Origin of the sequence: Gallaecimonas pentaromativorans (genome assembly GCF_003751625.1) — a bacterium.
In the GTDB taxonomy this organism is placed as follows: Bacteria; Pseudomonadota; Gammaproteobacteria; order Enterobacterales; family Gallaecimonadaceae; genus Gallaecimonas; species Gallaecimonas pentaromativorans.
The window spans coordinates 363,235-387,901 of sequence record NZ_RJUL01000002.1; the positions used below are offsets into that span (position 1 = coordinate 363,235).

Here is a 24,667-nt window from a genome sequence, read left to right on the forward strand (position 1 = left end):
CATCGCCAACCAACCTTTCCAATCTGTATCAATGACACTGTGCCTGCGGAGCGAGCGATGAACAAGCCGTTGCCTCATCAAGACCCCGTTTTTGCCATCAGCGCCTTTAAAGATAACTATATCTGGGCCATCGAGACCGGCCCCGGCAAGGTGGCCGTAGTCGACCCGGGCGACGCCGCCCCGGTGCTCAGCGCCTTGGCCGAGCGCCAACTGACCCTTAGCGCCATCCTCATCACCCACCACCACAGCGACCACACCGGCGGTATCCGCGCTTTATTGGAAAAATTTGCGGTGCCGGTGTTTGGCCCCACCAACAAAGCCATTGATGGCATTAGCCATCCGGTTTCAGAGGGTGATCAGGTTCAACTTCAACGTCTTAGCCCTTTGCAAGTAATTAGCGTTCCCGGGCATACTCTGGACCATATTGCCTACCACGGGCAGGGAATGCTGTTTTGTGGCGATACCTTGTTCAGCGCAGGTTGCGGCCGATTGTTCGAAGGTGACGCCCCAACCATGTACCGCTCGCTTGCCAAGCTGGCGGCCCTTAAGGACGAGACCCGGGTCTACTGCGCCCACGAATACACCCAGGCCAACCTGCGGTTTGCCTGGAAGATAGAGCCTGCTAACCAGGCCTTGAAAACCTACATGGAGGACGTGGCAGAGCGCCGGCAGCACAACCTGCCCACCCTGCCCTCCACAATAGCGAAAGAAAAGGCCATCAACCCTTTTTTGCGCGCCCAAGAGATTGCCGTCAAGGACGCCGCCGAGGCTTACGCCAAAGCGCCCTGCCCGACAGCAGTCGACGTTTTTGCGGCTTTGCGACGCTTTAAAGATGAAAGCTGAATTTGCCCCCGACAATGCAGATTTTGATGAATAAGACAGCGTTAGCCTTATTGCTGCCGGTACTGTTGGCCGGCTGCCAGATGACCAAAACCGCGCAGCAGGCTGAGCCGCTGCCGGTGGCGCTAAGCCCGGCCACGGACACCCCCGACAATGACACCGCAGTCGCTGCCGCCGGTGACGACACCTTGCCGCCTGAGCCCGAAAGCTCCGAGGTGGACGTGTTGGCCGATGCCGACCAAAACGGTGAACAGGTGGCCCCGTTTGACGACCTCTGGGACGTTATCGCCAATGATTTCGCGCTCAACTACAACACCGAAGAGCCGCGCATCCTGGCGCAAAAACGCTGGTTTGAGAAACACCCCAAATACCTCGAGAGGGTATCCAAAAGGGCCGAGCCTTTCCTGTTCTTGATTGTCCAGCAGCTTGAAGATGCCAAGGTTCCCACCGAGCTGGCACTGCTGCCCATAGTAGAAAGCGCCTTCGACCCCTTTGCTTACTCCCATGGCCGTGCTGCCGGCATGTGGCAGTTCATCAGCGGTACCGGTGACCGTTTTGGTCTTGAACAGGATTATTGGTATGACGGCCGCCGCGACGTGCTGGCCTCTACCAAGGCCGCCATCGCCTACCTCAAATACCTCAACGAGATGTTTGACGGTGACTGGCTCAACGCCCTGGCTGCTTACAACTCCGGCGAAGGCCGGGTGATGCGCGCCATCGCCTACAACAAGAAGCACAACAAGCCCACCGATTTTTGGCATCTGGCCCTGCCCAAGGAAACCCGCGCCTATGTGCCGCGGTTGCTGGCCCTGGCCGAGATTTTGAAAAGCGAACAAGGTCGCAATCACTTTAATGCGGTGGCCAACGAACCGCGCTTGGCCCAGGTGAAGGTGAAAAAGCAGCTGGATTTGTCGGTTGCGGCCGACTTGGCCGGCATCAGCGTCAGTAAGCTGCATGCCTTAAACCCCGGTTTTAACCGCTGGGCCACCAGCCCAGGCAGCACCCAGACCCTGCTGCTGCCCAAGGCCAAGGCCGAAACCTTCGAGACCAAGCTGGCAGCGCTGCCGGCTAAAGATCGCCTGCGCTGGACCATGCACAAGGTCAAAAGCGGTGACAGCCTGCTCAAGCTCGCCCACCTCTACGACACCGACGTGGCCGCCCTTCGCAAGGCCAACCACATCAAGGGTAACCTTATCCGGGTTGGCCAGGATTTGATGATCCCGCTGTCGAGCCAAGCCCTGGCCGACGGCCGGCCAAGCCAAGCCGTTGCCAACCGCACCGCCACCCTGACCCACAGCGTGCGCAGCGGCGAGAGCCTGTGGACCATCGCCCACAAGTACAACGTCAAGGTCAAGGATCTGGCGCGCTGGAACCACATGTCCACCAAGGACACCCTGTCGCTGAACAAGAAGCTGACCGTGCGCCTGGACTCCGAGGTCAAAGGGGTCAACCGCAACGTCAGCTACAAGGTGCGCAGTGGCGATTCACTGTCGACCATCGCCAGCAAGTTCAAGGTGTCGGTGGCTGATCTAATGAAATGGAACCAGTTAGACGCCGACAATTACCTGCAACCGGGCCAGGTGCTCAAGTTGCTGGTGGATGTGACCCGCTCCTGATAAAAGGCCCGCAGAACGCGGGCCTTTTGCTTTTTGTCGCGCCGGGGTTTTACCGAGGCCGCCGGGGTGGTAATACTCAGGCAAATCCATAACAACAGAGACAGTGTCCGTGAGAACTCTCCTGCTTAGCCTGGCCCTGGTTGCCGCCCCGCTGTGGGCCGCCGACAAGGCCGACGCTCCGGTGCCGGACGTCAAAGAACAACACGTGGTTACCGAGCACAGCGTGCGCATCCAAGGTGACAAGGTCCAATACAAAGCCACCACCGGCACCCTGGTGCTCAAAGACGACAAGGGTAACCCCACCGCCAGCTTCTTCTACATTGCCTACACCAAAGACGGTGTGGACGATGCGCGCAAGCGCCCGGTGACTTTTGCCTACAACGGCGGCCCGGGCTCGTCCTCGGTGTGGCTGCACATGGGCGCCCTTGGCCCGCGTATCGTCAAATTTCCCGACGTTACCCAGCCGGCCAACGCGCCTTTTGACGTGGTAGACAACAAAGACAGTATCCTCGACACCACAGACTTGGTGTTTATCGACCCGGTCGGCACCGGCTACTCCAAGGCCGAAGGCAAGAAGGAAGGTAAGGATTTTTGGGGAGTGGACAGCGATAAAAAGGCCATGGCCGAGTTTATCCGCCTGTGGCTGACCAAAGCCGAGCGCTGGAACTCTCCTAAATTCCTGGCCGGCGAGTCCTACGGCACCACCCGCAGCGCGGCAGTGGTTGATGAGCTGGAAAGCCACGGCGTGTACATGAACGGCGTGGTGCTGATGTCCAGCGTGCTGGATTTCTCCACCATCAGCTTCAACCCAGGTAACGACTTGCCCTACATCACCTACCTGCCCACCTACGCTGCCACTGCCTGGTACCACGACGCCCTACCGAACAAGCCAAAGGACTTGGAAGCCTTCTTAAAAGAAGTGCGCGCCTTTGCCGGTGGCGAATACGCCGCGGCGCTCTTTAAGGGCAGCGATATCGGCGCCGAAGAAAAGGCCCGCATCATCGACAAGCTGCACCAGTACACCGGCCTGTCCAAGGCCTACCTGGATCAAACCAACCTGCGCATCGACATCATGCGCTTTACCAAAGAACTGCTGCGGGACAAACGCCGCACCGTTGGCCGCCTGGACAGCCGCTTTGAAGGCATCGACCACGACGCCGCCGGCGAGACCTTCGAGCACGACCCCAGCTACACCGCCATCATGGGCCCCTACACCGCCGCCTTTAACGACTACGTGCGCCGCGAGCTCAAGTTCAAGGACGACAGCGAATACCAAATCCTGTCCTACAAAGTGAACATGGGTTGGGACTGGGGTAAAGGTGGCTGGAAGGGCTACACCAACGTGGCCGAAGACTTGCGCCATGCCATGAGCACCAACACTCACCTCAAGGTGATGGTGGCCAACGGCTACTACGACATGGCAACCCCCTTCTTCGCCACCGAGTACACCTTCAGCCATATGGGCCTTGAGCCCAGCATCGAGAAGAATGTGTCCTTCAGCTACTACCCGGCCGGGCACATGATGTACGTGCAGCCCGCCTCCCGCGAGAAACTGGCCGATAACATCCGCGCCTTTATCAAAAGCGCCTATTAAGCCCAAATAGACCCAAAAGCCCGGCTAAAGCCGGGCTTTTTTATTGGCGCTGATCTACCCACGTCGCGCAGGGGTATAACCGCTCAGAAGTCACAGTGAGAAGCCCCATGGACCTTGCCCAGTTTGTCCTTGATACCCAAATCCTGCCCGGCGGGCGTATGCCCCTTCGGATATTTGAACCCCGTTACCTGCGCATGGTGGCCGACGCCATGGCCGGGCGCCGCCCTTTTGGTATTTGCATGCCCAACCCCAAGGCGCCCCTTAATACCCCGGCAAGACTCTGCCCGGTAGGCACCCTAGTGGAAGTGGTGGATTTTGAGACCTTAAGTGACGGGCGCCTTGGCATCACGGTAGAAGGGCGCCAGCGCTATCGCATCGATAGCAGCCATCAAGAAGACGACAAACTCCATGTGGCCAAGGTCTCCTTGCTGGACAACTGGCCGGCGGCGCCCTTGCCGGACGATGCCGATATCCTTAAAAACCTGCTGGCCCAGCTGTTTGACGAGCACCCGGAGCTGGCCGAGCTGTACCCGGCCCCTCACTTTGACGACGCCGCCTGGCTCACCGCCCGTTGGCTGGAGATCCTGCCGCTGTCAGGCCCTGAGCGCCAACCCTTTATCGAAAGTGCCGACTGCCAAAGCGCCCTGCACTTTCTGTGCTTTCAGCTGCGCGCATCCTTGGCCTCTTCCTGAGCTGGCAGGTCACCAGACAGCAAAATGGCAATATGGGCGGTGGAGGGATTGGACTCCAGGGCTATCTTGATGATCATGGTTAGCGGCACCGACAGCAGCATCCCCACCGAGCCCAGCAACCAGCCCCAAAAAATAAGGCTCAAAAACACCACCAGGGTGGAAATGCCAAGACCACGGCCCATGAGCCTGGGCTCTACGGCGTTACCCATCAGGGTATTGACCAGCAAAAAGCCAAGGGCGGTCATGCCGGCATGGCCAAGGCCCAGTTGCAGCAGCGCCAGCAATACCGCCGGCACCGCCGCGATGATAGAACCGATATTGGGGATGTAATTGAGCAAGAACGCCAATACGCCCCAGAGCAGCGGAAAATCCACCCCCACGCCCCAGGTCCAGGCCCAAATCAAGATACCGGTGCCAAGGCTCACCACCGTCTTGATGGCCAGATAATGGTTCACCGAGGTAAAGAAGCGGTGCAGCGCCTGGTAGACATGCTCGGCGCCGCCACTGGCCCGGTGCACCTTCTCGGACAGGCTGGCCGCCTCGAACAGCATGAACACCACGGTCAGCAGAATCACAAAGAAGTTGGTCAGCAAGGAGCCGAGGCTGGTCAGAGTATTGGCCGCCATGTTCATGGCGGCGCCCGGATCCATGATGGTTTGCAGCTGTTTGCGGTCCAGATGGATGTTAAGGCGGGCCAACTGGTCGGTTACCCAGGCAAACTGGGTCAGCAACTTGGCCCGGTACTGGGGAATATTAGCGGTAAACTGGTTCACCGAGCTGCCCACCAGGCCGGTCAGCATCAGGCCGATAAGCACGATAAGGAAGATGATCAACACCACCGCCAGCGGCCTTGGCACCTTGTGCCGCTCCAGCCAATTAACCAGCGGATTGCAGGTAATGGCAATAAAGGCAGACAACAGCAAAGGGACCAGTAAGTCGGCGGAGAGCTTGATGCCCGCCAGCACGATGACAAGGGCGGCCAGCCCCACTATCCAAGTTCGGCTCATGGTGTAACGAGGTCCTTCCCATCAGGGCCAGAAGGTGAATGAAGGTTGTCGCCGGCCGGCGACAACATAATGAGTTTCTAGGTTTTTTCCCTAATACTCAAGGTAAGTCCCAGGAGGCTCTTATGACAAAGGACAGACTCTTTATCACCGGCGCCACCGGTTTTATCGGCAAGGCGCTGTGCCAGCAGCTCAAAGACAGGTTCGCCATCACCGCCTTGGTGCGCGACCAAGATAAGGCCCGTCAGTTACTGGGCCCCGAGGTCGAACTCTGCGCCAATGTGCCAGACCTCAGTGGGGTGCAGGTGGTGATTAACCTCGCCGGCGAACCCATCGCCGCCAAGCGCTGGAGCGAGCACCAGAAAAAACGCATTACCCAAAGCCGTTGGCAACTGACCGAAGAGTTGGTAACCGCCATGAGCGCCTCGCCGCCGAGGGTTTTTATCAGCGGCTCGGCCATCGGCTTTTACGGCCCCCAAGACCCCGACACCCTGGTCACCGAGAGTTACACCGCCATCAGCGATGACTTTGGCCACCGGCTTTGCAAGGGCTGGGAAGAGCGCGCACTCAAAGCCCAGGAATTTACCCGAGTCTGTGTGCTGCGCACCGGCGTGGTGATAGGCCAAGGTGGCGCGCTAGAGCGCATTCTACTGCCCTTTAAGCTGGGCCTGGGGGGCCCGGTGGGCTCAGGCAGGCAGATAATGAGCTGGATAAGCCACCACGATATGGTGGCTGCCATATTGTTTTTGCTGGAAAGAAGCGATCTTTCTGGCGCTTTTAACTGCACCGCCCCTACCCCGGTCAGCAGCCGCGATTTTGCCAAAACCCTGGGCGCGGTACTGGGCCGCCCGGCGCTGCTGCCGATGCCTGCTTTTGTACCCAAGCTGCTGCTGGGAGAAGGCGCCACCTTGCTACTGGATGGCCAGAAGGTGATCCCCAAACGGCTACTGGAAGCCGGCTTTGAGTTTCGCTACCCCGAGCTGGCCGAGGCCTTCAAAGCCGCACTGGGATAGGCTTCCCCTGGCGCGAACATGGGGCCCGTGGTGAGTTGTGCCTGAGCATTTCATCTCAGGAGGAGACCATGGCCCATTCCCAACTGCTGCGCCAGGTGGCGCCAACTCTTGCCGCGCTGCTCTCAGGCCCCCTGGCTGCCATGGCCGTCAGCCGCATTAAAAGCCGCCTGGGCAGCGAAGCGCCGGGCAAACCCTTGGCCGAGTTGCTGCGGCTGCTGCTAAGCGACCCCCAGCACATCAAAAAACTGCAAACCGTGGATAGCGAGCTCAAACAGGAGCTAAAAGGATTGAATGTCGACCCCGCCAGCGGCCTGCCGCCGGTAAAGGCCGTTCGGCACTCCGGCCACAGCCAGTTACCGCAAATCATCCTCAGCGTTCTGTTTTTAGCGGTCTATTTTATTTTGCTGTCGTCGATGCTGGTGGTCGAAGCCAGCGACACCATCAACATGAAAAAGGGCGACAACTCGCTGATTGGCGAGATCCAGATTTTATTCGGGGTACTGACCGCCGGGGTCGGGCAAATTCTCGGCTATTGGTTTGGCGGCACCGTTTACAAGCGCGAACCGCCCCAAAGCTGAGGCTGCGCCAAATGGCGCGCTTTTCAAGGCCACAGGCGTTGCCGTTCCCCCCGCCATGCTTTACTCATTAGGGGATCAACCACACCTTCAAGGAACCACCATGTTGCACCGGACCGCCGCGTTGTTTTTGATGCTCGCCTCTGCCCCGGCTCTCGCCGCTGGCGTCAAAGTCACCCCCCTTGGCAGCCAGCAGGGGGAGTTTTGCCCCAAGGACAGGGCCATGGTTTTTGAAGATCCCAAGGGTACCCGCATCCTTTACGACCCGGGCATGACGGTAGCCGGCGCAAGCGACCCGCGCCTTGGCAAGATTGATGTGGTGCTTATCAGCCATATGCATGGCGACCATGTGGGCAGCGCCCATATCAAGGCCCCCAACGCCGGCTGCGCCGACACGCCACAGATGGTCTCGGATGTGCCGGAGACTAACGCAGTCGCCATCGCGCTGGCCAAAGGCGCCAAAATCGTTACCGGCTCAGAGATGCCAGCCTTTTTCGCCGCCAAACTCAAGGCGGCAGGCGGCGACCCGCGGGACTCGGTGCTGGCCCGTTTTGGCGCCAGCGTAACGGTGGGCGGCGTAAAAATTGCCACGGTGCCCGCCCTTCACAGTAACGGCGTGGCCCCCGACCTTATCGGCGGCGAGCTAGGCGCTCAGATGAAGGCGGCCGGCATCGCCGGCGACGTGGGCCCGGCCACCGGCTATGTGCTCACCTTCAGTAACGGCCTGGTGGCTTACCTTTCCGGGGATACCGGCCTTAGCGCCGAGCAAAAGCTGGTGGTGCACGACCACTACCATGCCAAGCTGGCGGTGATGAACATCGGCGATACCTACACCACCGGGCCCAGCGAGGCGGCCTTTGTGCTGAACCAGTGGCTTGAGCCCACCTCGGTTATCCCCTCTCACGCCAACGAAGTGGCCACCCAGGGCGGCAAGGTGGTGCCCGGCAGCAAGACCGCGCGCTTTATGGATGCCACCAACGCCGACACCTTGCTGCCGCTTTCTGGCCGCACCTTGACCTTCGACAGCAAAGGCAACTGCACCGCCGGTTGTCAGTAACGCTGTGGCACGCAGCCGTCTTGGCTGCACGTTTTTTAAACGGCGCTTAAACACCCTGGCGGCAAAAGTCTGTTTCCAGCCAGGGTAAGTGCGCCACCATTAAACCCAAGTAACCTCTGGCTATCCCTTGCCGGTTCTGGCCTGTACGCTCACCGCGCGTTTACAACGCACTGAAAAGCCGACCTTTTTGCGGGCCAATCGGCTGGCTCAATTAAACCAATCTGTATGATTTTTCGGGCATATTGGGACGCTGGCAACCGCAGCGACTATAACCAATGCTGATGGTTGCAACTGACTCACATAATAAGGGGAATGCAATGTCTACTGGTAAATGTCCGATGGGCCACACCTCAAAGGAAGGCACATCCAACCGCGACTGGTGGCCTAACCAGCTTCGCCTCGATATCCTGCATCAGCACTCTTCCCTGTCCAATCCCGAGGACACAGGTTTCGATTACAAAGCCGCCTTCAACTCCCTGGATCTCAAAGCCGTCAAACAGGAGCTGCACGCCCTGATGACCGACTCCCAGGACTGGTGGCCGGCCGATTTTGGCCATTACGGCCCGCTCTTTATCCGCATGGCCTGGCACAGCGCCGGTACTTACCGCATCGCCGATGGCCGCGGCGGCGCCGGTGGCGGCAACCAGCGTTTTGCCCCACTCAACAGCTGGCCCGATAACGTTAACTTGGATAAGGCCCGCCGCCTGCTGTGGCCCATCAAGCAAAAGTACGGCAACAAGATCTCCTGGGCCGACTTGATGATCCTGGCCGGTAACGTGGCCCTTGAATCCATGGGTCTGAAAACCTTCGGTTTTGCCGGTGGCCGCGAAGATCTCTGGGAGCCGGAAAAAGACGTGTACTGGGGCAGCGAAACCACCTGGCTCGGCACCGACCAGCGCTACAGCGGCGAGCGCGATTTGGAAAACCCCCTGGCGGCCACCACCATGGGCCTGATTTACGTCAACCCCGAGGGCCCTGAGGGTAACCCCGACCCGCTGGCAGCGGCCAAGGACATCCGCGAAACCTTCGCTCGCATGGCCATGGACGACTACGAAACTGTGGCCCTTATCGCCGGTGGCCACACCTTCGGTAAGACCCACGGCGCCGGGGATGCCTCCCTGCTGGGGCCAGAGCCGGAAGCGGCTGGCCTTGAAGAACAAGGCCTTGGCTGGATAAGCAAGTTTGGCTCTGGCAAGGGTAGCGACACCATCACCGGCGGCCCCGAGGTGACCTGGACCCAAACCCCCACCCAGTGGAGCAACTACTTCTTCGAGAACCTGTTCAACTACGAGTGGGAACTCACCACCAGCCCGGCTGGCGCCAAGCAGTGGCAAGCCAAAAACGCCGACGCGGTGATCCCGGACCCGCACGGCAAGGGCCATCGCCTGCCTACCATGCTCACCACCGACTTGTCGCTGCGTGTTGACCCGGCCTACGAAAAAATCTCCCGCCATTTCTATGAAAACCCCGATGAGCTGGCCGACGCCTTTGCCCGCGCCTGGTTCAAACTGGTACACCGGGACATGGGGCCGGTGAGCCGTTATCTGGGCCCGGAAGTGCCCACCGAAGAGCTGATTTGGCAAGATCCCTTGCCCAAGGCTAGCCACAAACTGATTGAGCCCAGCGACGCCGACGCCGTTAAAGCCAAGATATTGGCCTCGGGCCTGAGTGTCTCTGAGCTGGTTTCCACCGCCTGGGCCTCGGCCTCTACCTTCCGCGGCTCCGATAAGCGCGGCGGCGCCAACGGCGCTCGGGTGCGCTTGGCGCCGCAAAAAGACTGGCCAGTTAACCAACCGGCGCAACTGGCCAAGGTGCTGGGCAAGCTCGAAGGGATTGTCAGCGAATTTAACAAGGCGCAAACCGGCGGCAAGCAGGTTTCCCTGGCTGACGTGATAGTGCTGGCCGGTAATGCCGGGGTGGAAAAAGCCGCCAAAGACGCCGGTTTTGAGGTGAAAGTGCCCTTCCATCCGGGCCGCACCGACGCCACAGCCGAGCAGACCGACGCTGATTCCTTTGCGCCCCTTGAGCCGGTTGCCGACGGTTTTCGTAACTTCCAGAAGGCCAAGTTCGCCTGCCGCGCCGAAGACATGCTGGTAGACCGTGCCCAACTGCTGACCCTCACCGCCCCTGAGATGACGGTGCTAGTAGGGGGCATGCGGGTGCTGGGCACCAATGTGGGCAACCAGCATGGCGTGCTGACCAAGACCCCCGGCAAGCTCACCAACGATTTCTTCGTGAACCTGCTGGACATGAACACGGTATGGAAAGGCACTGACAGTGCCCAGACCGAGTTTGAAGGGCGCGACCGCAAATCCGGTGAGCTCAAGTGGACCGGCACCCGGGTTGATCTGGTGTTCGGCTCCCACGCCCAGCTGCGCGCCATTGCCGAGCGCTATGCCCAGGACGACGCCAAAGCCAAGTTTGTTAACGACTTTGTGGCGGCCTGGACCAAGGTGATGGAAGCCGACCGTTTCGACCTCAAATAAGCCGCCAAGGCTTAACAAAACGGCGCCCTAAGGCGCCGTTTTTTATGCCGGTTTTACTGGCCCGGCGCTGGCCACCACCTGGTTTCGGCCGGTGTTTTTAGCCAGATAAAGGGCCTCGTCCGCCGCTTGCAGCAAGGCGGCGCTGCTGCTTGCCTGCTCTGAGCACACCACTCCGATGCTCACCGTCAGCGCCATGCCTTTGGCAATGTCATCGCCATTGATGTCGGCTATCGCCTGGCGCAATTGCTCACAACGCCGGCAGCCATCGGCAAGGGCGGTATTGGGCAGCAACAATGCAAACTCTTCGCCGCCCCAGCGGGCCACCAAATCCTGCTCGCGGCATTGGCTTTTCAATAGCGCCGCCACCCGCACCAGCGCCTTGTCACCCACGCAGTGGGTAAAGCGGTCATTGATGGCTTTAAAGTGGTCGATGTCGATAAAGGCCAGGGTCAGGGTTTGTCGTTGCTGCTGGGCCTGGCTAAAAGCGGCCGACAAGGACTCGTCGAAGGCCCGGCGGTTGGCAAGGCCGGTCAGTACGTCCTGGCGGGCTTGTTTTTCAAGGGCCAGGGCTTGGACCTGCAACTGGCCAAGGAGCTGGGATTTTTCCTGGTTGGCCTGGCGCAGGCTTTCGGTCTGGCGCTTTAGCTCGTCGGTTTTATTGGCCACCAGTTCCAGTAGCCGCAGCTCGGAGCGGCGCAGGTGCCGGGTACGCCAAAACACCAGTAGCGCCACCAGCAACAACGCCAAAACAAGAGCCAGATAGGGCGCCCAGTGGCTCTGCCACCAGTAAGGCTGTTTGACGATCACCAACCTGGCTGGCAGGCTCCAATCGCCACCGCGGTTGGCGGCCTCGATACTGAGCACATAGCGCCCCGGCGCCAGGTTGGTAAATTCCAACTGATCGACGGTGCCGTTGTCATGCCAACCGCTGTCAAAGCCCTCCAGGCGCGAACGGTAATGAAGCGCGCTTGGCAAAATAAAGCTAAGCCCGGCAAATTTCACCTGCACGCGCTGCACCGCCGGCGCCAGCACCAGTTTGCCGGTAAGGCTGTGGCTCTGGCCATCCACCCATAGCCCTTCGATTGCCACTTCGGGAATATAGTGCCCCACTTCGTCCAGCCTTGACGGCTGCACATGGCTGGCACCAACGGCAGTGGCTATCCAGATATCGCCACCTCGCCCCTCAATCACGGTGGGGTTGGAGCCGCCATTGGCCTGGGCGCTCAGCATGCCGTCACTCTCGCCATAAAGCACCGGTTTGAGCTTTGGCTCGATGCCGTCGGCCACCGCGTTGGCATCATTTTCACTGACCCGCAAAATGCCTCGGTTGCTGGTCAGCCACAGGTTATGTTGCCGGTCGATAAAGACTTGGAAGTATTTATCAAAGGGCAATCCCTGCTGGCGGCCGATAAAGGCGCTTTTACCGCTACCAGCATCGAGGCGCAAAAGGCCCCGGTCAGTGGCTACCCAAAGCCGCTTGTTGGCCGGTTCGGCATAAAAGCCAAAGGCATACTCGGCCTTGTCATGCTGGCGAATGGGTACGGCTTTAAACCCCTTGCCATCAAAGGTGCCAAGGCCGGTGCCGGTGCCAATCCAGAGCCGGTTATCAAAGCGGGTGAGCGCCACCACAAAATTCCCTGGCAGGCCGTCACTGCTGCCAAAACTTTTGATGCCACTTTGGCTGACCTGGTTAAGCCCTTGAGAGGTGCCCACCCAGAGGCTGCCGTCGGCTTCGGGCAGCAATGCCCGCACCTCGTTGGAGCTAAGGCCGCTGTCCCGGTCTAAAAAGAGGCTCGCCTTACCGTGCCGATAGCGATAAAGCCCTGAGGCGTAAGTGCCCACCAGCAGGCTGCCATCCGTATCAAAGGCCAGGCTCAAAATGGATTGCTTTTGCATCACCGTCTCTACCACCCGGGCCTCGCTGGGTGAGTAACGGTTAAGGCCGCGGGCCGTGCCTATCCAGATATCGCCGCTCGGGTCTTCAAGGACGGTGCGCACATAGTTGCCAGACAGCCCCACATCGGAGGTGACCGCCGAGAACGGCGAGTTGCGCAGCCGCAGCAAGCCGCCATTGGTGCCCACCCAGATACTGTGTTCCCGGTCTTCAAAAAGCCCCAGCGCCCGGTTGCTGGGCAGGCCAAAGGACATATCCAGATGCTCAAGGCCGTAGCGTTGGCTGAGCCGGTAAATACCCCGTTGCACCGTGCCCACCCAGAGGCTGCCCTGGTGGTCGGCCAGCAGTTGGGTGATAGCCAGGTCCAAGAGCGCTGGCGCCACCGGCTCGACCCGGTTGCCACTTAGGCGGTAGAGGCCGCGCTCACTGCCGATAAGCAACTGGCCTTGGTAATGCCGCAAATCAAAAACCGGCACCTCGGGCACCCCTTTAACGGCCGAGACATTGCCCGCCCGCCACAGCGCCAAGCCCTTGGCGGTGCCAATCCAGATACCGCCGTTATCGGCCTTGACCATGCTATAGATGGCGTTACTGGGCAGGCCATCGGCGGTGGTCCAGCGGCTAACATGCTGCTGGCTATCAACCCGGAACAGCCCGCCCCCTTCGGTGCCCACCCAAATGGCGCCCGCCTCATCGGCCCAGACCCGGTTAATCAAATAACCCAGCGGTTTATAAGCCTGCCAATGACCATCGGTCACGGTAGCCAAGCCGCCCCGGGCGCCGCCGATAATAAGGCGGCCCTTGGTATCCACATAAACGGCGCGAATACCCGCATCCGGCAGGCCGGTACCGGCATCACGGCCAAAGACTTTGAATTCTTTGCCATTAAAGCGAGCAATGCCCTCCCAGGTAGTTAGCCACAGATAACCGTCCGGGGTTTGGGCAACGCTGTTGATGGTGTTATGGGGCAGGCCCTCGCGGGTAGTCCAAACCGATTTGAAATAGTGGCTCAGCGGCGCCATGGCCGAGGCGGGCGCAGCCACAGCCTGGCCAGCCCAGAACAGACAAATTGCGGCAAACAGCCGTAGGCGATAGAGCGGGCTCATGGGCGGTGGCAGGGTCCTGCTAAAGCGAATTGCGATAATGTGTAACAAAGCTTAACAATAATGGATTTCAAACCGATGGCACAGACCGGACACTGCGGTTATTTTGCCTTTGGCCGCACAGATTAGGTATTTGCTTATTTACTGCCGCACTTTTGGGCAGAAAATGACGTTATTGGCCGGCGGCGAAGACCAGGGCCTGAGCCGTAAATGGGGATATTTGTGCTGCCAGCGCTCTTTATTTGGGCGGTGGTTTTACCGCTGCTGGGTCTTTGGAAGATAGCCGGTGCTTTTTAACGACAGTGCCCCTTTAAAAGGGCTGGAGCCAATGGATGAACCCCGCCAAAGTGTCTCGGGATAACCTCAGTCGCCTCACCGATTTACCCAATATTGGCAAAGCCTCGGCCGAGGACTTGCGCCTCTTGGGCATTTTTAAGCCGGAAGATGTAACAGGCCAAGACCCTTTGGTGCTGTATCAGCGCCTTTGCCAGCTGACCGCCAGCCGCCAGGACCCTTGCGTGCTGGACGTGCTGATGTCGGTGACCGACTTTATGGCAGGGGGCGAACCCCAGCCCTGGTGGGCCTTTACCGCGCAGCGAAAGCGCCTATACCCGGCGCTGTAACGGCTTATTCCCCTTTACCGGCCTTGCCCATCATCTGGGCCCAGAACGCTTTTTGCATCTCCTCGAAGGCCTTCATGTTGGCGCCGCCAAACCAGTTTTTGGCCAGAGCCTGGGGGTCCATTTCATTAAGGCCGGTGCGTAGCCGCTCTTCAAATTCGGCCATCATCGAGGCCTGCAGCGGCTTGAGATCTGGCAGCCCCAAAAATGCCCGGGCTTCTTCAGGGGTGCATTCCACGTTGATGGTGATCTTCATATCAGCTTCCCTTTTGGATAAAAAACCTGCCTTCAAGCTAGTGCATACCCACAACCTTGGCAATGCAAGCGGTTGTTGGTAAAAGAAAAATGGTAAACCGCAAGAAGGAATGCCAATGCTATGGATGCTCGCCTTTTGGCTAACCGCCGCGCTGCTGCTGGCGCCGCTGCCTTTTAAGCTGGTTGCGCTTTTTAAACACTTTGAAACCCTTCGCATTTCCCGCTGGGCAGCCACTCGCGGTAGAGTCAAAACAATAACAAGGAGACGCCATGAACCGTTTTTCACGCCACACCCCCTGGACCAAGGTAATGGCCGGCCTGCTGTTTCTCGATGCCATCGGCGGCCTGATAGAGGCCAAGAGCGCATTTAGCGACACCATCGCCAGCGATAGTTTCCACGGTGCCACGCTGATTGTGCTGCCGCTATTAAAGGTGCTGCTGGGCTACCTGGTGGTACAGCGCCAACGCCGAGCCCTGAGCCTTAGCGCTATCCTCTATGGCCTGCAAATTCTTGGCGTGAAACTGGGGGGCGTTTTTATCGCCTTAAGCACCTACCGGGCGGTCGGAGTGATGATCATCCAAGACAACAGCCATATCGCCATCGACCTCTCGGCGCTGGTGCTGTGCGCCATCGCCATCAAGGCCTGGCGAAGCGCGGCCGCCCTGCCCGCCAAAACACCGGCCTACCCCGCCTGAGATGGCCATTAGCCTCGGCCTTTACGTTAAAAAACGCACCGGCCTGCCGCTTGGGGCCAAAGGCTCCCTTGGCCAGATGCTAAGGCGGGCCTTTGGCGCCGGCTCCTTTGACCGGTTTTGGATCCATTGGAATCCCATTTTCAGCTACTACCTGGGGTATCGCCTGTACCGGCCTTTGGCCCGATATATTCCAGCGGCCCTGGCGCTGTGGTTAACCTTTGTGGGCTGCGGCGCATTGCACGACGCCGTCACCATGCTGGTGCGCGGCAGCGGCGCCTTTTTGTTCACGCCCTGGTTTGCCCTGATGGGGCTGTTGGTGGCGCTCAGTAAAACCCTGCCCCTTGGCTATGGCGCCAGCCCTTTTTGGCTGCGCGCCTTGATTAATCTCACCTTGATTGCCCTGTGCCTGGCGTTGGTGCTGGCCCTTGGCCTGACCTTTTAGGAACCCCATGCGCTACCAAGGACGCCTTAGCAACTGGAACGATGACAAAGGCTTTGGGTTTGTCGAGCCCAATGGCGGCGGTAAACGCGCTTTTGTGCATATCTCGGCCTTTACCGGGCCAAGCCGCCGCCCGGTTGAGGGCGACCTTATCCATTACGAGGTGGTCAAAGACGACAAAGGCCGCCAGCAGGCGCGCGCGGTGCGCCTGGTCAGCGATAAAAAAGCGTCTGCCCCTCGCCCGGCCAAAAGCGGCGGCTTTGGCTCGGCCTTGGGATTGGTGTTTTTGCTGGTCATTATCGCTCTTGGGGCACTTAAAATCGTGCCGATGGCGATAGCGGGCCTTTATATCGGTGCCAGTTTTATCAGCTTCGCGCTCTACGCCCGGGATAAACACGCCGCCAAGCGCGGCCACTGGCGCACCCCAGAGAACACCTTGCACCTTTTGGCACTGGCAGGGGGCTGGCCGGGCGCCGCCATGGCCCAGTATTTTTTTCGCCACAAATCAAAAAAGACCGTCTTTCGCGTAGTGTTTTGGCTGACGGTGGTAGCCAACCTGGCCGCCTTGTTCACTCTGCTGCTGGCCCCGCACAAGCTGACGCTTTGGCTGCCGCTTTGAGGGTTAATATGGCTTCCACCACCTGGCGTGTCAGTACCATGGCGCTGCCGTCCATGGCCCCGGAGGGCTGCACCGCCAGGGCGGCACTTTGGGGACCTGAGCGAGGACATTCGTCGTTGCTGATAATGGCATTGCTACCGGCGCTATCTAGCTTGCACATGACGCTCGCCATGAAAAGGCGCTGGCATAGGGGGGTGCAGCCTGGTGCCGGGGCGCCGACGTTGTTAAGGGGAAGGCCTTCCCAGCATAAAAAAGCCGGCGCAATGCGCCGGCTGGGTCAACGGCCAGGCCTTAATTCTGGCCTTGCTGGTAGAGGCTCAGTACATCGCTGTCGCTCAGCGCGTCGTTAAAGATCTTCACCTCATCGACCAGCCCCTGGTAGGGAATGTCCCAGAAGTTGACCCCCAGGGCAAAGCCGGTGGGGTCGGCGCCGCTGAAGATGTCCGGATAACCGCTGCCGGTGAACACCAATACCCCGTTCAGATACACCGCCACGCTGCCGTTGTTGACCACAAAGGCCAACTGCGACCAACTGTCGGTGGGGATCTGCTCGCCCATGTCAGTGTCGTACCAGGCTTCACCACTCCATAGCATGCTGTGCTTGCTGACCCCATCCACCCCCATGGGCACCAGGCTTATCCAACTGGCAGACGAGGCATAAGCGAAGAAGGCGCTGCTGTATTGGGTGAGCGCCGAAGGCTTGAGCCACAGCGACACACTGTAGCTGTTGTCGGTGATGAGGTTATTGGGCAAGGCCACGCCGCTGCTGCCATCGAGCACCAGGGCCTGGCCCACCACGCCGCTGGCGTAACTGACGCTGCCACCGCTGCTGCCAAGGGTGGCACCCACCACGGTGCCGGCGGCGAAGTTGCCTTGGCTGTCGGTTAGGTCGTCGTTGTCAAAGTCATACTCGGCCACCGGCGTTGGCGCTCCCAAAGAGCGCACTGTCACCGAGAAGGCCTTGCTGGTACTGAGCCCATCCAGGCTGAGGGTGGCGGTCAGGGTAACAGTGGTATCGCCCTGGCTGGCCGAAGGCTGGGTGACGGTGCCGTCATTGGCCAACACCGCGCTGTTACTGGACTGCCAGCTGATGGCACTGGCAAATTCACCGGTCGTCGGCAGGCTGAGGCTGGCTTTCACGGCACTGGTGTCGCCCACATCGAGCTTGGCCGCCGCCAGCGCCAGCAGCTCGCTGCTGCTGTCATGGTCAATATCCAGCGCCGTGATCTCTTCGCCGCTGAGCGCGGCATCGTAGACCTTCAGCTCGTCAATCAGGCCGTTATAGGGCGCATCCCAGTAGTTGACCCCCAGCGTAAAGACGCCGCTCTGGCCGGTGAACAGATCCGGGAAATCGCTGCCGCTGTAGACGGCGCTGCCGTTGAGAAAGACGGTGACGTGGCCATGGTCCACGGCAAAGGCCAGGTGCGACCAGCTGTCGGTGGCAATTTGGCGGCCGGCGCTGGCGTCGTACCAGCTTTGGCTGCCGCTCCACAGCATGGTGTTGCCGTCCCAGCTCCAGGGCACCAGGCTCAGCCAGTTATCGGTTGCCTGGGCGCCGAAAAAAGCGGTGCTGTATTGGCTGAGCGCCGCCGGATCCAGCCACAGCGACACCGTGTATTGGTTGCTGTCGATAAGGCCATCGGGCAGGCGCACCCCGGCGCTGCCGTCCAACCACAAGGCGTTGCCGGTCAGGCCGCTGGCAAACTGCACTGTACCGTCGCTGCTGTCGGGCGTAGCGCCGGTGGCGCTGCCCGCCCCATGCAGGCCAAGGCGGTCGCGCAAGTCGCTGTCAAAGCTGTACCAGGCGCTGCGGTTGTATTGATGACGGGCCGGCACCCTGATGGTGAAGGTCACCGTTTGGGTCTGGCCGTTTAGGGTGATGGTGGCGGTCAGGGTGACAGTTTGGTCCCCCTCACCCACGTTGGGGCGGGTGACGGTGCCGTCGCTGGCGATGACCTCGCTGTTGCTGGACTGCCAGCTGATGGTGGCGCCACGGCTGCCAAGGGTTGGCAAGGTCAGGCTGGCGCTGGTTTGGTTGGCATAACTCAAACTGTTGGCAATGCTTTGCAGCACCTCCGTGGTGGTTGCCGCCGGCAGTTGGCTGCCCCAGACGTTGGCGCCGTCTTCCCCCACCGCACTGAAGGTGGGCACCAGTTGGCCGATGTTGTCGTTGTATTGCCAGGACAAGACCCCTTTGAAGGTGCCGAGGTTGTCGATGATCAAGGTGATCTGGTTGTCATCCCCCAGGCTGTAACTGCCGCTGTATTGGCCGCCAATGACGCCGTCGGCCGCCAGGCTCAGGTAGCCAGACGCCTTGGCACTGGTGTTGATGTCTTTGCCCAGGTCAATGAACTGGTAGTCGCCTTGCACGTCGACGGCATCGACGATGTTGTCGCCGTCCAGGGGCACATAGCGCAGCGGCGCCGCGACCGGCCAGCCGTCGGCATTGAACAGCAGTTGGTGCACCCGCACTTCATGGTATTCACCGCTGTCCAAAAAACGGGTATGCATCACCAGGTAATAGTGGCCGGTGGCGGCATCATAGTAGGTGGAGTTGTGGCCGGGAGACATATAACCGTGGTCGCTGCCCGGGTCACCGGCGTTGGCCTTAAACAGGTTGCCGGCCATGATCTTCTCGCCATAGGGAGCTATGGCGCTCCAACTACCGGAGGCGGCAATCATGTCGTTGCCTTCCACATCCAGGTAGGGGCCGTCCGGCTCCCTGGAGCGGGACACCCGCAGGTTATAGCCGTCGTTCTGGGCATAACCGCCAAAGGAGGTGAACAGGTAGTAGTATCCGGTGTCGGCGTTGTAGAGGATGTTGGGCCCCTCGATGGCGCTGAAATAGCCGCCGGTCAGGTGGGTGCCATAGCCTTGACCCGCTACCGGAAAGCCGGTGCTGTCGTCCATTTTCAAGATCCAGATGCCGCCGGAATAAGAGCCGTACACCATCCACAGCTGGCCATCGTTATCGTAAAAGACGTCCGGGTCTATGGCGTTGGGGTCAAGATTGCCGTTATAGACCTGGCCGTCGGCGCCGGTGCCCTCGGCGGCGGTCATGCCGGTTTTGAGAATAAGCCCCAGGTTTTGGTAAGGACCTTCGATGCTGTCGGACACCGCCACCCCGATGTAGGAGCGGGAACTGTCACAGTCGCCGCTGTCTACCGAGCCACAAAAATCGTAATAGAAGTAGTAGCGGCCGTCGGCCAGCTTGATCACATCCGGCGCCCAGCTGCCCACATGGCCGCCGGTCCAGGCGATGCCTTCGGCCACCTGGCTGCTGTAGGTGTCAAACAGGGGGTTGTCGTCGGTGACGTCGGTGGCCAGCAGGGTCCAATTCATCAAGTCGCTGGACTTGGCCTCGGCCAGATGCGAACCGAAGATGTAATAAGTCCCGGCATCGTCCCGCACTATGGAGGGGTCGTGTACCGACACATTGCTAAAACTCACCTCCCCGGCCAGGGTGGGGTTGGCGTAGGTTTGCACCGTCTCGCCACTGCTGTTGCTGTTGTCGGTGCTGGCATCGGTTGCCGAACTGCCACCACCGCACCCGCCTAGGCCCAATAGCAGGCCAAGCGTAAGTAACGCTTTGGTATTCATTTGATTTTCTGCTCCTGCTTCTGCTCCGTAGAGACAGAAGTCATTTTTCGCTGCAAAAACACCGGCCCTGGTTAGCAGGAACGGATGTGTAAAATGATATTGTATTATCATTTTACAGTACTAATTAATTGCAGATGATTTACAGCATTGCAACAAGCAGGGTGGCGCGGCGCGGCAATAAAAAAGCGCCCCTAAGGGCGCTCGTTTTAGCAGGGATTGCTACTGCTTAGGCGTATTTGGTGAGCAGGCGGCGAATTTCGCTCATGCGCTCGGCGTTGTCAGCCGCGCCGTTATCCAGCACGTTGCCCTCAATCACGCAGGCCATCATTTCGAAAAAGGCCTTGTCCAGGGCCTTGCGGGAAGCGGTGAGCTGCTGCATCACCTTCTCGCAATCGGCCTCTTCGCGGATAAGCTTTTGCACGCCGCGAATTTGCCCCTCCACCCGGGCCAGGCGCTTGAGCATTTTGTCTTGTTGTTCCGGTGTCGGTTGCATGGCGCTTTCCCTCAGATCGGTGCCGCTCATGATCCCGCCTTAGCCCTCGGCTGTCCAGTACGGCGCAGCAAGGCGGCATAGAGCAGCGGTATCACCAGCAACGTCAGCACTGTCGACACCGCCATCCCAAAAATAAGGCTGATGGAGAGGCCATTGAAGATGGGGTCATCGAGGATAAAGGTTGCTCCCAGCATGGCGGCAACGGCGGTCAGCACTATCGGTTTGGCCCGCACGCTGGCGGCAAATACCACTGCCTCATCCAGGCTCATGCCCGCCGCCACCTCATGGCGAATGACATCCACCAGCAAAATCGAGTTGCGAACAATAATGCCCGCCAGGGCAATCATGCCGATCATCGAGGTGGCGGTGAACTGGGCGCCAAGGAGTGCATGGCCCGGCATGATGCCAATCAGGGTAAGCGGGATCGGCGCCATGATCACCAGCGGCGTGGCGTAGCTGCCAAAGTGCCCCACCACCAACAGATAAATCAGCAGCAGCCCCACAGCGTAGGCAAGCCCCATGTCGCGAAAGGTCTCAAAGGTAATTTGCCATTCGCCGTCCCATTTGACGGCGGCGCCGGTCCAGGTGTCAGGCTGGTGGGTAAAGCGTTGCGGCAAGGTGAGCTTGCCGGCGGCGGCAAAAAGGCCATAAAGGGGGCTGTCGAGCTTGCCGGCCATGTCCGCCGTGACGTACACCACCGGGCGCAGATCCTTGTGATAACGGGGCTGGGCAAAAGGCCGGCTTTGGCGCTCAATCAGCTCGCCAACCGGCACGCTTACCCCTTGGCTACTGGTCACGGTGATGTTCATCAGGTTGGCCAGCTGCCCCTGCCAACTGCCGGGCAGGCGCAGGGTCAGCGCCACCGGCTCGGTTTGGCCGGGTAGCGCGAGATGGCTGACGGTAATGCCGCCGAGCGCCCCCTGCAAGGCCTGGGTAACCGCCTCGGGGCTGACCCCAAGCTGCGCCGCCTTTTGGCGGTTAACCTGCCACAGCTCCTCGCGGGCATCAGCCACCAGGGTGGTATCCAAATCCACAATGCCATGGGTAGCGGCCAGAGCGTGCTGCACGGTGCGCGCCGCCTTGGCGTTATCCGGCCCGTACACCTCGGCCACGATGGGCGCCAACACCGGCGGCCCGGGGGGCACTTCCACCACCTTGAGCACGCCGCCTTGGGTCAAGGGGGTGAGCAATTGGCGAATGGCCAGCGCCAGCTGATGGCTGGAGCGGTGGCGCTGGTGTTTGTCCACCAAGGTGACTTGAATGTCCCCAAGGTTGGGCTGCTGGCGCAGGTAATACTGGCGCACCAGGCCGTTAAAGCCGATGGGCGCGGCGCTGCCAGCGTAGATTTGAGTGGCCACCACCTCGTCTATGGCATCGAGCTTTCTGGCCATGGCCAGCAGCACGGCATTGGTGCGCTCAAGGCTGGTGCCCTCTGGCATGTCCAGTACCAGCTTGAGCTCGGATTTATTGTCAAAGGGCAGCATTTTTAAGACCACCGCTTCTACGGCCGCCAGCCCCAACGCCAAGGCAATAAGGCCAATCAGCCCAAAGCCCAGCAGGTAGCGGTTGCGGCGCCGGGCCAAAAAGGGCGCCATCAGCCAGGTAAAAAAGCGCTGGGCGCGAGGCGGCTGCTCTGGGTGCGCTGCGCTGTCTTTCAATAGATGCCGGGCCAGCCAGGGCGTTACGGTCAACGCGATAAGCAGCGACAGCAACATGCCCATGGAGGCGTTGATGGGAATGGGGCTCATGTAAGGCCCCATCAGCCCCGACACAAAGGCCATGGGCAGCAGCGCGGCGATCACCGTAAAGGTGGCCAGGATGGTGGGGCCGCCCACTTCGTCCACAGCGCCGGGAATGGCGCTGCGCAGCGGCTTGCCCATCCCCAGGTGGCGGTGGATGTTCTCCACTACCACGATGGCGTCGTCCACCAAAATGCCGATGGAAAAGATCAGCGCAAACAACGACACCCGATTGAGGGTAAAACCCCAGGCCCAGGAGGCAAACAAGGTGACTGCCAGGGTCAGCACCACGGCGCTGCCCACCACCAGCGCCTCGCGCCTTCCTAAGGCAAACAGCACCAGCGCCACCACCGAGAGGGTGGCAAAAATAAGCTTATGAATAAGGGTATTGGCCTTGTCGTTGGCGGTTTGGCCGTAGTTACGGCTCACCTCTACCTTAAGCCCTGGCGGCAGCCACTGGGCTTTTAGGGTGTCAAGCCGGGCCAGCACCGCTTGGGAGACGCTCACCGCGTTCTCGCCAGCCTTTTTGGTGATGGCAAGGGTCAGGGCCGGTACCGCCGCTTGGCCCTTATCGCGGGTCCACACATAGCGGCTGGGTACCGAAGGCCCCTGGTGAATATCGGCAAGCTGCGACAAGCGCACCGGCTTGCCGCCACGCACCGCCACCACCAGGTTGTTAAGGGTGTCCAAGTCATTGATAAAACTGCCGGCCTGCACCGGTATCAAGAGCCCCTCCCCCAAGCGATAACCGGCCTGGGCGCTGGGGTTTTGGGCGGCAATGGCGCGGCTGAGGCTGGCCACATCCACCCCTAGGCTGCTCATGGCGCCGGGCTTTAAGGTCAGCTCAACTTGCTCAGGCTCGGCGCCGATAATGCGCACCTGCCGCACCCCCGGCACGTTTTGCAGCGGCCCTTTGAGGGTATCGGCAAGGGATTTAAGACTGCCCTCGCCGCTTAAGGTCAGGGCCAGAATGGGCACATCGTCAATGCCGCGGATGTTAATCAGAGGCGGGCCATAAGCGCTGCTACCTTGCCAGGATGCCATGGCATCAAAAAGCTCGGTCTGGGCCTTGGCCCTGGGCACACCCACTTTGAACTGCACCGTTACCAGCGCTTGGCCGGGGCGGGACTGGGAATAGAGATGGTCGATACCGCTCATCCGCGCCAGGTGCTGCTCAAGGGGCGTTGCCAGCTCGCTCTCTACCGCCGCTGCCCTGGCGCCAGGATAGGCCACCTGCACGTCGGCCATGGTGACATCAATTTGCGGCTCTTCTTCTCGCGGCGTGATAGCCGCCGCCAACAGCCCCAGCAGCAAGCCAAAGAGCGCCAGCAGCGGCGTCAGCCGTGAGCGCTCGCCCCAGGCCGCCAGGCGCCCGGCGATGCCAAGCTTAGCCATGGACTATCACCTCGCCGCCGGCAAGGCCACTGAGTACCTCTACTTCCTCACCAAAGGTGCCGCCCAGGCGCACCGCCCGCCAGCTGCCGTCTTGCATTTTTACCAGGGTCAGCTCCCCTTGCTGCACGATGAAATCTTTGGGTACCAGCAGACCCTGGTGCTCCCCCACCTTGACGCTGACCGCCAACCACTGGCCGGGCAGCGCCTGGGTATCGGCCGCCAGCGCCAGGCGCAGTCGCACGGTGCCCGAGAGGCTGTCGGCGGTGGGAAAGAACAGCAGCGCCGTTGGCACCTTACCGGCCACCCTGGCCCAGCCAAATTGGCGAGCGCTCGCCGCCAGTTGCTGGGGCAGCTCCACATGTACCCGCAAAGTAGCGGGATCAAAGCCGCTCATCAGCGCCGTACCCGGCTGCACCAGCTCACCGGGCTCCACCAAGCGGGCACTGACCACGCCGCCGTAGGGCGCGCGGATAGCGGTATAAGAGAGCTGCTCGCTGGCGGTGGCCGCCGCCGCTTTAGCCGCTTTAACCGCGGCATCGGCGTTATCGCGGGCGCTGCGGGCCCGGTCAAGGTCAGCCTTGGGCAACAGCTTGCGGGCCACCAGGCTACTGACGCGCTGCCAATCGCCCTCGGCCTGCACCTGGTTGGCAAGGCTTGCCGCCAGGTTGGCATTGGCTCTGTCGAGCGCCTGGGACTGCTCGATGCTATTGATGCGGACAATAACGTCGCCGGCCGCCACGGTGTCGCCCACGTCCACCCGTACCTCGGCAACCCGGCCCGAGGTCTGGGCCGAGACGGTGGCGCTGTTACGCGCTTCTACCAGCCCCTGCAATTGCAGCAGCTCCGGCAAAGGCTGCTCGGTCAGCGTCAGGGTTTGGGTCTGGGCAAAAGCCGGCAACGCCATGGCCAACAGCAACAGGTAGCGCAGCATGATGGC

20 protein-coding genes are annotated in these 24,667 nt (G+C 60.4%); 12 read left to right on the plus strand and 8 right to left on the minus strand.

Features of this window, described 5'->3' with window-relative positions; all coding sequences use genetic code 11:
• Positions 1-57 precede the first annotated feature (57 nt).
• From gloB to EDC28_RS04540, 4 genes are all read left to right on the plus strand, one after another.
• Positions 58-843, plus strand: a complete 786-nt coding sequence (gene gloB, locus EDC28_RS04525) for a hydroxyacylglutathione hydrolase (RefSeq protein WP_123420934.1) — start codon at positions 58-60, stop codon at positions 841-843.
• A 26-nt stretch (positions 844-869) separates the two neighbouring features.
• Positions 870-2,456, plus strand: a complete 1,587-nt coding sequence (locus EDC28_RS04530; RefSeq protein ID WP_050660886.1) for a LysM peptidoglycan-binding domain-containing protein — start codon at positions 870-872, stop codon at positions 2,454-2,456.
• A 109-nt stretch (positions 2,457-2,565) separates the two neighbouring features.
• Positions 2,566-4,050 (plus strand): S10 family peptidase, encoded by a 1,485-nt coding sequence (locus EDC28_RS04535; RefSeq protein WP_244946537.1) that lies wholly within the window; start codon positions 2,566-2,568, stop codon positions 4,048-4,050.
• A 107-nt stretch (positions 4,051-4,157) separates the two neighbouring features.
• Positions 4,158-4,742, plus strand: a complete 585-nt coding sequence (locus EDC28_RS04540; RefSeq protein ID WP_123420810.1) for an LON peptidase substrate-binding domain-containing protein — start codon at positions 4,158-4,160, stop codon at positions 4,740-4,742.
• Here the strand turns inward: EDC28_RS04540 and EDC28_RS04545 are convergent.
• Positions 4,712-5,749 carry an AI-2E family transporter gene (locus EDC28_RS04545; protein ID WP_148049801.1) on the minus strand — a complete coding sequence of 346 codons (1,038 nt, stop codon included), beginning with the start codon at positions 5,747-5,749 and terminating at the stop codon, positions 4,712-4,714. The two genes, EDC28_RS04540 and EDC28_RS04545, sit on opposite strands and share 31 nt — an antisense overlap.
• 122 nt (positions 5,750-5,871) lie before the next feature.
• On the opposite strand from EDC28_RS04545, the gene EDC28_RS04550 reads away from it, so the two are divergent.
• From EDC28_RS04550 to katG, 4 genes are all read left to right on the plus strand, one after another.
• On the plus strand, positions 5,872-6,759 hold the full coding sequence (locus EDC28_RS04550; protein WP_123420811.1) for a TIGR01777 family oxidoreductase: 888 nt from the start codon (positions 5,872-5,874) through the stop codon (positions 6,757-6,759).
• 68 nt (positions 6,760-6,827) lie between these two features.
• Complete coding sequence (locus EDC28_RS04555) at positions 6,828-7,337, plus strand: hypothetical protein (protein ID WP_050660875.1); 510 nt, start codon at positions 6,828-6,830, stop codon at positions 7,335-7,337.
• Positions 7,338-7,437: 100 nt separating this feature from the next.
• On the plus strand, positions 7,438-8,391 hold the full coding sequence (locus tag EDC28_RS04560; RefSeq protein WP_123420812.1) for an MBL fold metallo-hydrolase: 954 nt from the start codon (positions 7,438-7,440) through the stop codon (positions 8,389-8,391).
• Positions 8,392-8,708: 317 nt separating this feature from the next.
• Complete coding sequence (katG, locus tag EDC28_RS04565) at positions 8,709-10,877, plus strand: catalase/peroxidase HPI (protein WP_123420813.1); 2,169 nt, start codon at positions 8,709-8,711, stop codon at positions 10,875-10,877.
• A 42-nt stretch (positions 10,878-10,919) separates the two neighbouring features.
• Here the strand turns inward: katG and EDC28_RS04570 are convergent, their stop codons facing one another.
• A complete protein-coding gene (locus EDC28_RS04570) occupies positions 10,920-13,877 on the minus strand; it encodes a ligand-binding sensor domain-containing diguanylate cyclase (RefSeq protein WP_123420814.1) in 2,958 nt (985 codons plus the stop codon).
• 329 nt (positions 13,878-14,206) lie between these two features.
• Here EDC28_RS04570 and EDC28_RS04575 point away from each other — a divergent pair, with 329 nt between their 5' ends.
• Positions 14,207-14,497, plus strand: a complete 291-nt coding sequence (locus EDC28_RS04575) for a helix-hairpin-helix domain-containing protein (protein WP_123420815.1) — start codon at positions 14,207-14,209, stop codon at positions 14,495-14,497.
• Between the two features lie 4 nt (positions 14,498-14,501).
• On the opposite strand, the gene EDC28_RS04580 is transcribed toward EDC28_RS04575, so the two are convergent.
• On the minus strand, positions 14,502-14,750 hold the full coding sequence (locus EDC28_RS04580; RefSeq protein ID WP_050660869.1) for a DUF6489 family protein: 249 nt from the start codon (positions 14,748-14,750) through the stop codon (positions 14,502-14,504).
• Positions 14,751-15,019: 269 nt separating this feature from the next.
• Here EDC28_RS04580 and EDC28_RS04585 point away from each other — a divergent pair, with 269 nt between their 5' ends.
• From EDC28_RS04585 to EDC28_RS04595, 3 genes are read left to right on the plus strand one after another with little or no spacing between them, the layout of a single operon-like run.
• The gene (locus tag EDC28_RS04585; protein WP_123420816.1) at positions 15,020-15,445 is read left to right on the plus strand and encodes a hypothetical protein; all 426 of its coding nucleotides are present in this window, start codon (positions 15,020-15,022) and stop codon (positions 15,443-15,445) included.
• A gap of 1 nt (position 15,446) precedes the next feature.
• Entirely contained in the window at positions 15,447-15,887 is a 441-nt protein-coding gene (locus tag EDC28_RS04590) for an acyltransferase (protein ID WP_123420817.1), read from the plus strand.
• Positions 15,888-15,894: 7 nt separating this feature from the next.
• Complete coding sequence (locus tag EDC28_RS04595; RefSeq protein WP_123420818.1) at positions 15,895-16,503, plus strand: DUF1294 domain-containing protein; 609 nt, start codon at positions 15,895-15,897, stop codon at positions 16,501-16,503.
• Here EDC28_RS04595 and EDC28_RS19955 read toward each other — a convergent pair.
• From EDC28_RS19955 to EDC28_RS04615, 5 genes are all read right to left on the minus strand, one after another.
• Positions 16,454-16,663, minus strand: a complete 210-nt coding sequence (locus tag EDC28_RS19955; RefSeq protein ID WP_148049802.1) for a hypothetical protein — start codon at positions 16,661-16,663, stop codon at positions 16,454-16,456. The two genes, EDC28_RS04595 and EDC28_RS19955, sit on opposite strands and share 50 nt — an antisense overlap.
• A 131-nt stretch (positions 16,664-16,794) precedes the next feature.
• Positions 16,795-20,103, minus strand: coding sequence for a LamG-like jellyroll fold domain-containing protein (locus EDC28_RS04600; RefSeq protein ID WP_123420819.1), 3,309 nt, complete (start codon positions 20,101-20,103; stop codon positions 16,795-16,797).
• A gap of 226 nt (positions 20,104-20,329) precedes the next feature.
• Positions 20,330-20,626, minus strand: coding sequence for a metal-sensing transcriptional repressor (locus EDC28_RS04605; protein ID WP_232338763.1), 297 nt, complete (start codon positions 20,624-20,626; stop codon positions 20,330-20,332).
• Positions 20,623-23,730: an efflux RND transporter permease subunit gene (locus tag EDC28_RS04610; protein ID WP_123420820.1), complete on the minus strand. Its 3,108-nt coding sequence runs from the start codon at positions 23,728-23,730 to the stop codon at positions 20,623-20,625. The genes EDC28_RS04605 and EDC28_RS04610 overlap by 4 nt, the downstream gene beginning before the upstream one ends.
• Positions 23,723-24,661 (minus strand): efflux RND transporter periplasmic adaptor subunit, encoded by a 939-nt coding sequence (locus EDC28_RS04615; RefSeq protein WP_123420821.1) that lies wholly within the window; start codon positions 24,659-24,661, stop codon positions 23,723-23,725. The genes EDC28_RS04610 and EDC28_RS04615 overlap by 8 nt, the downstream gene beginning before the upstream one ends.
• Positions 24,662-24,667 lie beyond the last annotated feature (6 nt).

What these genes read in the sequence shown, in the direction of transcription:
- gloB (WP_123420934.1), top strand. Translation starts at nt 58, where the DNA reads ATGAACAAGCCGTTGCCTCATCAAGACCCCGTTTTTGCCATCAGCGCC.
- EDC28_RS04530 (WP_050660886.1), top strand. Translation starts at nt 870, where the DNA reads ATGAATAAGACAGCGTTAGCCTTATTGCTGCCGGTACTGTTGGCCGGC.
- EDC28_RS04540 (WP_123420810.1), top strand. Translation starts at nt 4,158, where the DNA reads ATGGACCTTGCCCAGTTTGTCCTTGATACCCAAATCCTGCCCGGCGGG.
- EDC28_RS04545 (WP_148049801.1), bottom strand. Translation starts at nt 5,749, where the DNA reads ATGAGCCGAACTTGGATAGTGGGGCTGGCCGCCCTTGTCATCGTGCTG.
- EDC28_RS04550 (WP_123420811.1), top strand. Translation starts at nt 5,872, where the DNA reads ATGACAAAGGACAGACTCTTTATCACCGGCGCCACCGGTTTTATCGGC.
- EDC28_RS04555 (WP_050660875.1), top strand. Translation starts at nt 6,828, where the DNA reads ATGGCCCATTCCCAACTGCTGCGCCAGGTGGCGCCAACTCTTGCCGCG.
- EDC28_RS04560 (WP_123420812.1), top strand. Translation starts at nt 7,438, where the DNA reads ATGTTGCACCGGACCGCCGCGTTGTTTTTGATGCTCGCCTCTGCCCCG.
- katG (WP_123420813.1), top strand. Translation starts at nt 8,709, where the DNA reads ATGTCTACTGGTAAATGTCCGATGGGCCACACCTCAAAGGAAGGCACA.
- EDC28_RS04570 (WP_123420814.1), bottom strand. Translation starts at nt 13,877, where the DNA reads ATGAGCCCGCTCTATCGCCTACGGCTGTTTGCCGCAATTTGTCTGTTC.
- EDC28_RS04575 (WP_123420815.1), top strand. Translation starts at nt 14,207, where the DNA reads ATGAACCCCGCCAAAGTGTCTCGGGATAACCTCAGTCGCCTCACCGAT.
- EDC28_RS04580 (WP_050660869.1), bottom strand. Translation starts at nt 14,750, where the DNA reads ATGAAGATCACCATCAACGTGGAATGCACCCCTGAAGAAGCCCGGGCA.
- EDC28_RS04585 (WP_123420816.1), top strand. Translation starts at nt 15,020, where the DNA reads ATGAACCGTTTTTCACGCCACACCCCCTGGACCAAGGTAATGGCCGGC.
- EDC28_RS04590 (WP_123420817.1), top strand. Translation starts at nt 15,447, where the DNA reads ATGGCCATTAGCCTCGGCCTTTACGTTAAAAAACGCACCGGCCTGCCG.
- EDC28_RS04595 (WP_123420818.1), top strand. Translation starts at nt 15,895, where the DNA reads ATGCGCTACCAAGGACGCCTTAGCAACTGGAACGATGACAAAGGCTTT.
- EDC28_RS19955 (WP_148049802.1), bottom strand. Translation starts at nt 16,663, where the DNA reads ATGTGCAAGCTAGATAGCGCCGGTAGCAATGCCATTATCAGCAACGAC.
- EDC28_RS04600 (WP_123420819.1), bottom strand. Translation starts at nt 20,103, where the DNA reads ATGAATACCAAAGCGTTACTTACGCTTGGCCTGCTATTGGGCCTAGGC.
- EDC28_RS04605 (WP_232338763.1), bottom strand. Translation starts at nt 20,626, where the DNA reads ATGAGCGGCACCGATCTGAGGGAAAGCGCCATGCAACCGACACCGGAA.
- EDC28_RS04610 (WP_123420820.1), bottom strand. Translation starts at nt 23,730, where the DNA reads ATGGCTAAGCTTGGCATCGCCGGGCGCCTGGCGGCCTGGGGCGAGCGC.
- EDC28_RS04615 (WP_123420821.1), bottom strand. Translation starts at nt 24,661, where the DNA reads ATGCTGCGCTACCTGTTGCTGTTGGCCATGGCGTTGCCGGCTTTTGCC.